The sequence below is a fragment of the Alteromonas sp. V450 genome, from assembly GCF_001885075.1.
Classification (GTDB): domain Bacteria; phylum Pseudomonadota; class Gammaproteobacteria; order Enterobacterales; family Alteromonadaceae; genus Alteromonas.
This window is the reverse complement of the sequence record NZ_MODU01000004.1, coordinates 4,065,909-4,078,193: the sequence shown is the minus strand read 5'-3', so window position 1 is coordinate 4,078,193 and position 12,285 is coordinate 4,065,909. Positions and strand designations below refer to the sequence as shown.

Here is a 12,285-nt window from a genome sequence, read left to right as displayed (position 1 = left end):
TCAGTATAGACACCTATTCCATTTATTTAACTTTATTGTGTGTGATGCTAACGTCTTATTGCGCTCGCACACACACCAGTTATAAAAAAATTATTATTATTAATCAGTGTAATACAAAAAATATGGCGGATACTTAAAGCGTAAACCGCTATCAGAAGCTTACTCACTTTAATAAATAATAGTGTTGCATTTATGACAAACATTTTCAGAGCTTATGGTACTACCAGTTCAAATAACCGCCAGCCATAACGTCATCCAGTGACGCCCAAACCACAAGCCCGCCCGTCAAATGCAAAAGTTATGGCTTAGGTGAAACTCTGATGAGTCGACTGTCAGCACCATCAGTAAGGACAAGAATATCGCCATTAGCATCTACCTTTACATCTCGAAGTCGAGTGTTAAGTTGATTAATAATGGGGTATACGTTAAACATTGCTTTACCCGTTTCGTTTTTAGACGCCTTAACCGCGAACAGTTTTTTCGCCTTTAAAGACGTAATCAAAAACGCATCGGTAAGTAACGGGAACGCGTCATGGCTATACACAGCCATTGAAGAGGGAGCAATAGACGGTGTCCAGTTGATAAGCGGCTCTGTCATTCCTTGATAAGAAGTAAACGGTGAAATGTTTGCGCCTGAATAGTCTTTTCCTCGCGTAACAACGGGCCAACCGTAGTTGGCACCCTTTACGATAAGATTAAGCTCATCACCTCCATCTGGCCCGTGCTCATGTTGGTAAATATTACCGTCTGCACCATAGACAAGCCCTTGAGGGTTTCTATGACCATAACTGTAAATATAAGGGTTATCATCAAATGACGGTGAATTTAAAGGGGCTCCGCTAAGCGTAAAACCGATAATTTTTCCAAGATGAGAAGAGGGTAGCTGCGCCTTTTCACGATAGTCAAAACCATCTCCTGTCGTCACCAAATAACCGCCTGTGGTTAACGCTAGCAACTTCCCGCCATAGTGTACCGGCGTATCTTTTGTATCCTGCACCTCGTAAACCGGCACGACCTGTGCCGCGCCCGTTTCAGTGGAAAACTGGGCAAGCACAACTGCCAGCGCATTACTATCATCACTTCCTTTTGAATAGGAGATTAATAACTCATCGTTAATTGGTAATACATCCAGCACCCCTCCCTGCCCTTCTGTATAAAGATCAGGCAAGTCCAGCGCGAAGCGGGCTTGGCGACTGTCGCTTGAAATTAGTGTTAAAAACCCGTCTCGTTCTGCAATGAGTACCTCGCCGCTTGGAAGAATAGTCATTGCTTTGGGGAATTGCAGACCTGTAGCAATGTCTTGCAGTACGTAATCACCGGTTATTTCATCTGCGGACAACATAATTGAAGATAAAAGACAGCAAAAAACGACAAACTGGGCAGAAATAGACTTCATAAAGGGTACTCACAAGGGCTTTCTTTATGGTATACCAAAAAGAAACAGCGTTGTTTAGGTAAATTTATGGTTCAATTTGTGAAATCTGTTGCGCTTCCGTTTCTTGCCACATGCTTATTTACCTTTGTGCTGGCGAGTACCTTGCACTCTGCGTTTGTGCTCAAAGGACTGATTGATATTGGCATTAATGTAAGGCCTTTTGACGCGCTAACCATGCTTTTACAAGATATGTTAGGGCTATTGCCTACCTACGGCGTTATTATTTTACTCACGCTTGCGCTAGCGTTTTCATTTGCCAGATTTTCATTCCTTAGGCATACCCAGCGCGGCGACATCAGACTTTTTACCTACGCACTTGCTGGCGCAGTGGGCTTTTTGGTTATGTTATCCGCCATGCAGCCTATTTTGAACGTTACCCTCATCGCCGGCGCTCGCGGCATAACAGGTCTTTTAGCACAATGCGCAGCGGGATGCATGGGTGGTTTATCTTTCGCCGTGTTGACTCGCTATCGTTTCATTTCTTCATTAATCATTTTTATAGCGAAATATAAGCGAACAACAATGTAAATAAAAAGTTAACTTTGCTACTGTTGTAGGGTTCTTATCAATGAATCCAGTAGGAAAAAACAATGATTTCGTATCCTGACAACGTTGCGTGTTTAGCTGATTATATAGAAAGTGTACTTGAAAAATTTGCGGACAGGCCAGCGTATACCGCGCTTGGACAAACAGTCACGTTTAAAGACATTGATGAAAAGTCAGCAGCGCTCGCTCGTTTTTTTATCCATGAAGCGAAGTTATCTCCTGGTATGAAGGTAGCAATACAGCTACCTAATCTTATCCAAAATCCCATTGCTGTTTACGGTGCGCTTCGCGCTGGCTTAGTGGTCGTTAATACAAATCCGCTTTACACTGAACGGGAAATGAAGCACCAATTTACCGATAGCGATGCACAAGCGTTAATCATATTGAGCGATCTCCTACCCAAATTCGACAATATTAAAGCTGACACGAATATATCGACCGTCATCGCAACCTCAGCTACAGAGCTTCTCGACCCGTCATCTGCACCCATGGTTGAAGGAGTAACGTCTTTTTCGGAGGCTATTACCAAAGGGTCGCATGCGCCAAGCATCACGCGCGATAACAGTCGCTTAGAAGACCTTGCAATGCTTCAGTACACAGGCGGGACAACCGGTGTATCAAAGGGTGCATCGCTGAGTCACAAGAACGTGTTGGCTAACTGCATTCAAATGCTCGATAGAATTGGCGACGGATTCAAAGAAGGCAAAGAAGTGCTTGTGTGCCCACTGCCGCTATATCATATTTATGCGTTTACGGTGGGTATGATGGCACTATTTGGGAAAGGCACTCATATTTTACTTATCCCCAACCCACGGGACATTGACGGCTTCATACAAACGCTTAAACCGCACAAAATATCTGCTTTTATGGGTATAAATACGCTTTTTGTTGGCCTTGGCCGGCACCCTGAATTTACAAAACTCGACTTTTCGAATCTGCATCTCACAATGTCTGGCGGCACTGCACTTACCCAAGCTGCGGTTTCAATTTGGCAAGACGTAACAGGAAATACCATCACCGAAGGCTATGGGCTATCTGAAACTGCGCCAGTCGTCTCCTTTAACATTCCAGGTAAAGAAGAAATAGGTTCGGTAGGCCACGAACTAGAAGATACTGAAGTAGCGCTGCTCGATAGTTATGATAAACCGGTGGCAGAGGGGGAATCAGGGCAAATCGCCGTGCGCGGCCCTCAAGTTATGATGGGCTATTGGAACCGAGACGACGAAACGGCGAAAGTGATGACTGAAGACGGCTTCTTTAAAACCGGTGATATTGGCGTAAGAACAGCCTCTGGTGCCATCAAAATTGTAGACCGTTTAAAGGACATGATTATCGTTTCCGGCTTCAACGTTTACCCTAATGAAATAGAGGATGTATTAACGTCTCATCCCGACGTTATGGAAGCCGCCGTTGTGGGTAAATCTGACGACAAAACCGGTGAACGCGTGTGTGCTTTTATCACCGTCGCCAATGACATTAACATTGATAGCATAACGGCGCATTGTAAGCAGCACCTTACCAACTACAAGGTGCCAAAATCGATTACTATCCTAGATGAATTGCCTAAATCTACGGTAGGTAAAATACTTCGCAGAGAACTTCGTAGCGCATAAAAGCACAGAAACGGCCGACGCCTTTCAGGCGTCGGCTTTTTTCTTAAAAATCAGTTTATTGCTACCAAAGAATAACGCCCTTACATTGTAAATTGACACGCCTCTTACTATATATAAAAGATACCGCCATTAATCGCTATCTATCATGCTTTCAAAGACCGTCTTTTTTCATAGTTTAGATGAGTTAAAACAAGAAAGTGAAGCTCTGAGTGCCTTCGCGCCTTCCATGCTCATTGCTTATGCATCGGTATCGTTTTTTAAATCCCCACAACTTCATCATATTTTAAGCGGTATCTGCCGCAATTTCGTGGGTTGTAGCACCGCAGGTGAAATATCAGGCAATAGAGTGACGACAAGAGGTATTTCTATTGTTGTGGTGCGCTTTGAGTCTTCGTCATACGTTAAAATACATCAAGCTGCATTACCTGATATGCAGTCGTCTTATGCAGCAGGTCAGTCTCTTGCAAGAAAAATCGACCCCACTGGTCTTAAAGGCCTTTATGTTTTGGCACCCGGTGTTGATATTAATGGCTCAGCGCTGCTTGAAGGTATTACAGCACATCTCTTGCACGACATTGGTCTGAGCGGTGGCTTGGCCGGCGATGACAGTGCATTCGAACAAACCTACGTGTTACACCCCGGCGGCATTGATAGCCGAAGTGTTGTAGCGGTGGCTTTCTATGGCGATACATTGACTTTTGAATATGGTGCGCGCGGAGGTTGGCGTTCGTTTGGCCCAGCCCGACGAGTTACATCAGCAAAGGCCAATCTACTGTTTGAACTTGACGACAAACCAGCGCTGGATATTTATAAAGCGTATCTAGGTGAATACGCAGAAGACTTGCCAGAAAGTGGACTTTTATTCCCTTTTGAAGTGCTGGAGGAAAGCAGCGAGCCAACAGGTATCATCCGAACTATTCTTGGTATTGATGAGCAAAGTAAAAGCCTAGTGCTTGCAGGTGAAGTCAACGAAAACCAATATTTACGCCTTATGAACGCGTCAACCGACGACCTTATCAGCGGCGCCATTGATGCCATCACACCGCTTGGAAAAAACAGCTCAAATGAAAACTTACATTGCCTGGCGTTGGTAACGAGCTGTGTAGGAAGAAAACTAGTTATGGGTGATCGCGTTGAAGAGGAAATTGAGGAGATAGACAGACAACTAAACCGTAATACCACAATTGCGGGGTTTTATTCTTACGGCGAAATCAGTACGTCAAACAGTAAAGTTCACTGTGAACTGCATAACCAAACGTTAACTCTCATGTTAATGAGGGAAAATCATTGAACTCACTATTAGAGCGGCAGCTGCGCAGAGCTTTTCAGCTAGACGACACCGTGTCGATACAGGCGTGGTTGAACAGCCTCAATGATGCAAACGACAATAGCGCAAGCCACAGTCAGCAAACACTCAAACAAGGCCTTGCTGCGCTTATCCCCAGAATAGACGAGTCATATTCGTTCAACGAAAGAGACATAAAATTAAGAGATAGAAGCTTACACATAAGCTCTGAAGAGCTCACTGCGGTAAATAAAAAAGTACGCGAAGAATTTAACCAACAAAAAGCCGTAGTAGAAACGCTGAGGCTTGCAGTAAATCAACTTTTAGAAGAGCGAAATAAACCGCTCATAGACGAAAACTTTACTAATTTATCAGACCTTTCTTCGCTCATGTACGAACTCATACGCGAGCAAAAAAATGCAAATAATGAGCTACTATTGCAGCGCAAAGCTATGGACAAGCACGGCATTGTTGCAACCATCGACCTCAACGGCACCTTGTTGTCTGCAAACGATAAATGCTGTCAGCTTTCTGGCTATTCTCGCGAAGAGTTAATCGGGAAAAGTACCGCTATTTTTCGCGTTAACAATATTTCGCATAGTGAACAGGTAGACATACTGCGAACTCTCGTTAAAGGAGAAATTTGGCAAGGAGAACTCAACAGCGTTACTAAAGATAATAACCCTTGGACTGTGTTTGCAACCGTTGTCCCTATCGTTGAGTACAACCAGCAGGTAAATCGTCTTGTGGTGATTTGTACCGACATGTCGGAACAAAAGCGCCTCGCCCAAAAATTGAAAGAAGATAGATCTTTTCATCAAAGCATCACCAATAGTATCGGTGAAGGCGTGTACGCGGTTAATGGGAAGGGAGCAACGCAGTTTCTTAACCCCGCAGCTTCTCGCTTACTGGGGTGGACGCTAGACGAATTAAAAGACAGACGATTTCACGACACCGTTCACTACCAAAAAGGCGACGGAACGCTGCTTCCCAGAGAACAATGCCCTGTAAACCTAACGATTAGAAGCGGCGCGTCTTACACCTCTTATGAAGATTTTTTCACTGATAAACGAGGGCGCTTGTTTCCCATTTCTATAGTTGCCGTTCCACTTTTCGATAAAGGAGGTAAACCAGATGGCCATGTTGGTGTTTTCAATGATATCAGCAGCCAAAAAGCCATCGAGCACAAGCTTCAGAAAGCCTACGATGAAGCACAAAGCGCAAACAAAGCAAAGAGTGATTTTTTGGCTACGATGAGCCATGAGATAAGAACACCAATGAATGCCATTATTGGGCTTACACACTTGGCGCTTGAGTCAAAGGAGAGTGACCTACAGCAACAGTATTTAGAAAAGGTTCAAAACAGTGCCAACGCACTGCTTGAACTCTTCGACAGTATTTTAGATTTCTCAAAAGTTGAAGCAAACAAAATTGACATTATTGATGAACCTTTCACGCTAACACGAACCATTGAAAAGCTAGCACAGGTATTTCAAGTCAAAGCACAACAAAAGCAACTTCAACTTCTTTTCGATATTCGCTGCAGCGATAGTATTCCCTGCCACGGAGATAGTGAAAAAATATATCAAGTACTACTAAACCTTCTGAGCAATGCTATTAAATTTACTGAAAAAGGTACCGTAACGCTGAAAATAGAAAAGCAAAATACAATGTTGACATTTTCCGTTATCGACACAGGAATGGGGATAAGCGATGAAGGTAAAGCGAGGCTATTTAATGCTTTTGTTCAGGCCGATGCATCGATTTCAAGAAAGTTTGGTGGCACGGGTTTAGGGTTGGCAATCTGTAAACGTTTGGTAGAGCTTATGGGGGGAAACCTGACCTTAGAAAGCAAAGTTAATCAAGGAAGCTGTTTTTCGTTCTCATTAGCTGTGTGCCGAAAAGATAAGGACGATACCACGTCGTTATTGTCGCTTTCGCTGCCTAAAGACATCGTTTGTATTCAGACCCATGAGAGCGCCAAAGCAGGCTGTGAAGTTCTCAAGAACACGTTAGAAAGACTGGGTATTAACTGTCAGATAGTAACAGACAAAATCAACGCTTCACTTCCTAATAGCGCGTCAATAAGCGCTGTATTTTTGACCGAAGATGAAGATAGCTGGAGACGCTTCACTAGCGATTTAGAGGCAGGAAGATATAGCAATATGAGCCTGCGTGTTTTAGTTAGTTCATTCAGCCACCAAGATGTGCAAAAAAGATTGAAAAACACACTGCCTGCTGACCTCAGAATTGTAGAACTCCCTTTTATCGATAGCGACCTTATTTCTGCCTTATCGCCGCTTCAACCATCAAGAAAAAAGCTGGATGCCAATGGCTTGGAGAGCAAGAAGTGGCGCAGCGCCCGATTGGCAGATAAACAGGTATTAGTGGTTGATGACGACCCGATAAGTGTAGAAATTAGTCAGCAGATACTCACCGACCTAGGTATAAATGTAGTCACCGCCACAACAGGAAAACAAGCTTTAGCACTGTGCAAGGCGTCGAAGTTTGATGCGCTCTTACTCGATTGTCATTTACCCGATATTTCTGGTTACGACATAGCAGAAACACTTACACAAGAATACGGCTGGTCAGCGCCTATTATTGCGCTAAGTGCAGACGAAACACCGGAAGCATCGGAAAAAGCCTTAGCTGCTGGTATGTGTTTTCATTTAGTGAAACCGGCGAAGGCTGATGAAATTATTCACACCATAGATGCCAATATTCACGACGGCTACATTGAGGTAACGATGCCTGATGTACCTAGCCCATTCATTAGTTCATTGATGAATTTTTATAAAAAATACAGTCAGCGAAGCGTTATGTCAGATTTGCTTAACATTTTTCACTCGTCGTCTGTCGACACGCAGCTGCTCACCGAACTTTATGAGGATGCACAGCAGGTTGGTGCTGCTACCTTAGCTCGATGTCTTCACTTTTTAATAGGAGCTGACGAAAGCCCAGAAACCCTTATGGCAAAACACGTTGCCACACTGTCTTTCGAGCTTGATGTCACGCTGCGCCTTATTGCGCATACAATCAACAAAAGTTCGCTTATTGCGGTTACACCTAATGACAACAATTTAGACGAAGCATCTATTTTGCTAAGTTTGAACGCAATAAAGGAGGCATTAGAAACCTACGACGCAAAAGCGCTTGAGCATATAACTAATTTTGCCGCTCAGCATGCTGAGTCACACTACGGGCACAACGTAAATCGGCTAAAGCAATTGGCCTCGGTTTATGATTTTGAAGGCGCTCTAGAATTAATCAACCAATTGATAGACACAATAAACAATGAATAGCACGACACCGCTAAATAATAAATTCAGCGTACTAGTTGTTGATGATGAACCCGCCAACATCGATATTTTGCTGGGTATACTTAGCCCTTATTATAACGTTAAGGTCGCACCGTCGGGTGCCGTGGCGCTGAAAATAGTGCAGCAATTTACACCAGATATTATCTTGTTGGATATTATGATGCCTGGGATGGATGGGTTTGAAGTATGTAAGCAGCTTAAATCTGACAGATTGCTAAGCCAAATTCCGGTCATTTTCGTCACGGCGTTAGCTCAAGGCGAGAACGAAGAAAAGGGGTTTAAACTTGGTGCTGTCGACTACATAACTAAGCCGGTTTCACCTAGCATTACGCTAGCTCGTGTTAAAACGCATATAAGCCTTGCTCATCAAATGCGTACCACCGAAAACTTAGTCGCTAAACGCACTGAAGAACTCAGCAAAAGCCAGCAAAGCGCTATTACTATGCTAGCTGCAGCTGGTCACTATAATGATACGGACACAGGGCATCATATTTGGCGTATGGCAGCCTACAGCAAATGCTTAGCTATTGCTTGTGGCTGGTCCTATGACGATGCTTGCTTGTTAGCGCAAGCAGCACCTATGCACGACACTGGGAAAATTGGTATTCCCGACGCTATTTTGAAAGCACCTCGTAGGCTAATAAACAGCGAAATGGAGGTGATGCGCACACATGCACAAATTGGCCATAAAATTCTTTCGCAGTGCGATACACCTTTGTTCAACCTTGCGGCTGAGATTGCACTATGCCACCACGAAAAATGGAACGGCACAGGCTACCCCGAAGGCTTAGCAGGTGAAGACATACCTCAAAGCGCGCGCATTGTCGCCATTGCCGATGTCTTCGATGCACTAACCATGAAGCGTCCCTACAAAAAAGCATGGTCTGATGACGATGCGTTTAATTATTTATTAGAAGGCGCAGGCAAGCATTTCGACCCGGATTTAGTGGCGTGCTTTATCTCTATTAAACATGAAATTTTGGACACCAAAGCGTATTGGAACCAATTAGAAGCCGAAGGGAAAATGGCATCAGTAAGCGACTTACTGCCTCCTACTTGCTAACTCAGTAGGCGCTAGACCTACCAGACCGGTACATGACAAAGCCTAAAGTCCAGAGTAAAAAAAAGGTCGATATTTTCTATCGACCTTTCAACGGGTTTCATTTTTTAGTACCAGTTTCTAACTGGCCCCTAGCTCTTCAGCTATCGCGTCGGCCTGACGCTTTTCGCCTTGGACAAACTGCTTCCACTGCTGTGCCATAGCACGGCTTTTCTGATGCTTTTCAGCTTCTGCTAATTGGTTAAGCGCAAGGGCATACTGCTTTTTGTTATACAGCGCCATGCCTTTAATCAAGTAAACCAAACCAGGGTTTCTCAATTCGCCTTTTTCAACCGCGCGGTCTGCCGCAGCAATTGCATCGTCGAAACGCTCTTCATTAAGAAGAATTTGCGCTAACTGTGCATCTAACTCACCGTCTTCAGACAGTTCAGCCGCTTGCATCATAACCGGAATGGCTTTGTCTTGCTCTTTAGCAAGTGACCAGCTTTGGCCTAAGAACTTAAGGTTGCGCAAGTTTTTCTCAAGCACACCGTCGTTCATCGCCTGTTCCATCAACTTAGCACCTTTGTATGGCACGCGATGATAGTAATAAAGCTGCGCCATGTTAAACACATCAGCAGATGTATTTACAAACCCGCGCTGGTAAGCAGTTTCCATAATAGCCAACTGCTTGCGCTCTTCGCCTAGCTCACCGTACATTCCGGCTAGCTGGATCCAATACTTAGGCTCGTCAAACAACTTCACCATTTTAATAAGAACGTCTTTAACCTTTTGAGGCTGCTTGAGTTCGTAAAAAATAGCACGCTGAAGTATTAACCAGCCTTCGTCGGGGATCATGCCTTCGGCTTCGTGATCGGCAACGGCTTCAGAAATCCACATTGCCGCTTCGTCGTACTGTTTATTCTGGTAGTACGCCTGAGCCTTTATCACTTTATTTTTAACCGGTACAGGGCCTGTATTTAGGCTTTCCCAACGCTCTAAATAAGCGATGGTATCGTCGTAATTACCTTGCATAAGGTTAAGCTGAGCCAAACTGAAAAGCGTGGTCATTTCAAACTTTTCAGGAATAGGCTGCTGCTCTACGACTTTCGCGAACGATTCCAGCGCTTTTGTATAGTCTTCGTTGTTGTAATAAATGAAGCCGAAAAAGTTATACATCATCGCTTTTTCGTAGGCGTTCATAGAGTCAGCCTTATCTTCTACTTCTTTCAAAATAGCGATAGCTTCTTCAACATTACCCGCTTCATCTGCCGCTGTTTGTGCACGGGCCAGCTGCTCGTAAACCTTGCCGCGAAGTGTAGGCACACGACGAGTTTTCTTTTCGCTCGCTTTTTGCTCTTGTGCCACAGCGTCACTGGCAACCAACATAGTAGGTACAGATACCGTGGCCGATGCAAATGCAAACGCCAGTGCACTAAGCAAGGTATTCGTTTGTTTTCTCATCATGTTCTGTTACCCGTCAATTTGGAACGTAATACGGTTTTGCACACCAGACACTTCTGTTGCTTCGCCATTTACTACCCGAGGCTTATATTTGAACTTCATAGCAGCATCTATCGCTGCTTGCTCAAAAATGCCTTCTGGATTAGCTTCAACAACTATTGGGTCGCGTACTGCGCCTTGCTTAGTTACTGTAAATTCAACAATAACGAAGCCTTCAATACCCCGTTGAAGTGCGCGTCGTGGATATACCGGCGCTACTTTAACGATAGGTAGATATTCACCGTCACCAGATTCAAGAGCCAACCCGCCTTCTAGCGAGATGTCGTCTCCAACTTCAGCACCAAAGTCCATAGACGTACCTTCTGCATCTGGAGAAGGTGAGTCCATTTGAGGCTGCTCCATTTGCGGTGGCGGCTCTTCAGGCTTAGGTGGCTTTTTCGGCTTACGATCTTTTTTCTCAACCTGTTCATCCTGCTTAACCCTTACAAAGTCAAGCACGCTTCCCTTTGGCGGCTCAGTTAATGCACTGCCGCCCATCTTGATAAGCGATTGCATCAAGAAGAACAGGCCTAACGTGATCGCAAGGGAAATAACAAATGCGATTAAATATCGTGGCATGATTTATTGCTCTTGGGCTGCAATCGAAACATCGTAAACGCCAGCGGCTCGCGACGCGTCCATAACCTTAATCAAGGTTTCTGTTGTAGCCTTCTTGTCGGCCTGAATAACAACAGTACCCTGAGGGTTTTCAGCGTGTAAGCGCTCGATGTTCGCCTGTACTGCGCGAACGTCGATACGTCGTTTGTTGATCCAAATTTCGCCTTTATCTGAAATAGCGATAAGGATGTTAGCGCGGTCCTTTTTCACAGCAGTAGCTGCTTCCGGACGGTTAACATCAATACCGGCTTCTTTCACAAATGACGCAGTCACAATGAAGAAGATCAACATGATAAATACAACGTCCAGCATGGGCGTCATGTCGATGGCTGCTTCTTCTTCATCGACTAAGTTTTGAAAGTGCTGCTTCATAATAAATACCTTACCTTAACGCTTAGCTAGCATTAACGTTGAATAATCAATGCATCCTCAAGATGCGTGCGTTCTGATTTCACCATACGAGTTAACCAGGTAGCGGCGAATACGCCTGAAAGTGCGCCAACCATGCCCGCCATTGTGGGGATAGTGGCTTTCGATACACCTGATGCCATTGAACGAGCGTTACCTGAGCCCGCAATTGCCATTACATCGAACACTTCAATCATACCGGTAACCGTTCCCATCAAACCTAGCAGCGGACATAGCGCAACCAGTGACTGGATAATTGGGATGCTGCCGTTAAGGCGCATGGTTAACTGTGAAATTGTTTTCTGACGAACTTGCTCGGCGAACCAAGAAGAGCGATCGGCACGTGCTGTCCACATTGCTATCGCTTCTTTCTTGGCTTGCTTATGCCAAACCATCAGATACATCGCACGCTCGAGGATCAAAAGCCACATAACGAATATCAGCAGACCGATGACCAGGAGAACCTGGCCACCTGTTTCTGTGAAATCGCGAATTGCTTCTAGAAACTCGATCAT

The 12,285-nt window shown here is 44.6% G+C and carries 10 protein-coding genes; 5 read left to right on the top strand and 5 right to left on the bottom strand.

All coding sequences use genetic code 11. From position 1 onward, the window contains the following. Window positions 1-298: 298 nt before the first annotated feature. Window positions 299-1,396 (bottom strand): PQQ-dependent sugar dehydrogenase, encoded by a 1,098-nt coding sequence (locus BK026_RS17985; protein ID WP_071817114.1) that lies wholly within the window; start codon window positions 1,394-1,396, stop codon window positions 299-301. 66 nt (window positions 1,397-1,462) lie between these two features. On the opposite strand from BK026_RS17985, the gene BK026_RS17980 reads away from it, so the two are divergent. The 5 genes from BK026_RS17980 (at window position 1,463) to BK026_RS17960 (ending at window position 9,265) form a co-directional block, all read left to right on the top strand. After that, window positions 1,463-1,963 (top strand): hypothetical protein, encoded by a 501-nt coding sequence (locus tag BK026_RS17980; RefSeq protein WP_071817112.1) that lies wholly within the window; start codon window positions 1,463-1,465, stop codon window positions 1,961-1,963. Window positions 1,964-2,025: 62 nt separating this feature from the next. Further along, window positions 2,026-3,594, top strand: coding sequence for an AMP-binding protein (locus BK026_RS17975; RefSeq protein ID WP_071817109.1), 1,569 nt, complete (start codon window positions 2,026-2,028; stop codon window positions 3,592-3,594). A 145-nt stretch (window positions 3,595-3,739) separates the two neighbouring features. Further along, window positions 3,740-4,885 carry an FIST signal transduction protein gene (locus tag BK026_RS17970; protein ID WP_071817107.1) on the top strand — a complete coding sequence of 382 codons (1,146 nt, stop codon included), beginning with the start codon at window positions 3,740-3,742 and terminating at the stop codon, window positions 4,883-4,885. Beyond that, window positions 4,882-8,184: an ATP-binding protein gene (locus tag BK026_RS17965; RefSeq protein ID WP_071817105.1), complete on the top strand. Its 3,303-nt coding sequence runs from the start codon at window positions 4,882-4,884 to the stop codon at window positions 8,182-8,184. The genes BK026_RS17970 and BK026_RS17965 overlap by 4 nt, the downstream gene beginning before the upstream one ends. Next, on the top strand, window positions 8,177-9,265 hold the full coding sequence (locus BK026_RS17960) for an HD domain-containing phosphohydrolase (protein WP_071817103.1): 1,089 nt from the start codon (window positions 8,177-8,179) through the stop codon (window positions 9,263-9,265). Before BK026_RS17965 ends, BK026_RS17960 begins: the two co-directional genes overlap by 8 nt. A gap of 117 nt (window positions 9,266-9,382) precedes the next feature. On the opposite strand, the gene BK026_RS17955 is transcribed toward BK026_RS17960, so the two are convergent. The 4 genes from BK026_RS17955 to BK026_RS17940 are packed head-to-tail and all read right to left on the bottom strand — an operon-like array spanning window position 9,383 to window position 12,285. Then, window positions 9,383-10,708 carry a lipopolysaccharide assembly protein LapB gene (locus BK026_RS17955; RefSeq protein ID WP_071817101.1) on the bottom strand — a complete coding sequence of 442 codons (1,326 nt, stop codon included), beginning with the start codon at window positions 10,706-10,708 and terminating at the stop codon, window positions 9,383-9,385. A 6-nt stretch (window positions 10,709-10,714) separates the two neighbouring features. Then, on the bottom strand, window positions 10,715-11,323 hold the full coding sequence (locus BK026_RS17950; RefSeq protein ID WP_071817099.1) for an energy transducer TonB: 609 nt from the start codon (window positions 11,321-11,323) through the stop codon (window positions 10,715-10,717). A 3-nt stretch (window positions 11,324-11,326) separates the two neighbouring features. Continuing rightward, the gene (locus BK026_RS17945; RefSeq protein ID WP_071817097.1) at window positions 11,327-11,734 is read right to left on the bottom strand and encodes a biopolymer transporter ExbD; all 408 of its coding nucleotides are present in this window, start codon (window positions 11,732-11,734) and stop codon (window positions 11,327-11,329) included. Window positions 11,735-11,766: 32 nt separating this feature from the next. Beyond that, a complete protein-coding gene (locus BK026_RS17940; RefSeq protein WP_012517279.1) occupies window positions 11,767-12,285 on the bottom strand; it encodes a MotA/TolQ/ExbB proton channel family protein in 519 nt (172 codons plus the stop codon).

Excerpts from the sequence above, each read along its gene's own strand:
- BK026_RS17955 (WP_071817101.1), bottom strand. The coding sequence starts at position 10,708 with ATGATGAGAAAACAAACGAATACCTTGCTTAGTGCACTGGCGTTTGCA.
- BK026_RS17950 (WP_071817099.1), bottom strand. The coding sequence starts at position 11,323 with ATGCCACGATATTTAATCGCATTTGTTATTTCCCTTGCGATCACGTTA.
- BK026_RS17940 (WP_012517279.1), bottom strand. The coding sequence starts at position 12,285 with ATGATCGAGTTTCTAGAAGCAATTCGCGATTTCACAGAAACAGGTGGC.
- BK026_RS17985 (WP_071817114.1), bottom strand. The coding sequence starts at position 1,396 with ATGAAGTCTATTTCTGCCCAGTTTGTCGTTTTTTGCTGTCTTTTATCT.
- BK026_RS17960 (WP_071817103.1), top strand. The coding sequence starts at position 8,177 with ATGAATAGCACGACACCGCTAAATAATAAATTCAGCGTACTAGTTGTT.
- BK026_RS17975 (WP_071817109.1), top strand. The coding sequence starts at position 2,026 with ATGATTTCGTATCCTGACAACGTTGCGTGTTTAGCTGATTATATAGAA.
- BK026_RS17970 (WP_071817107.1), top strand. The coding sequence starts at position 3,740 with ATGCTTTCAAAGACCGTCTTTTTTCATAGTTTAGATGAGTTAAAACAA.
- BK026_RS17945 (WP_071817097.1), bottom strand. The coding sequence starts at position 11,734 with ATGAAGCAGCACTTTCAAAACTTAGTCGATGAAGAAGAAGCAGCCATC.
- BK026_RS17980 (WP_071817112.1), top strand. The coding sequence starts at position 1,463 with ATGGTTCAATTTGTGAAATCTGTTGCGCTTCCGTTTCTTGCCACATGC.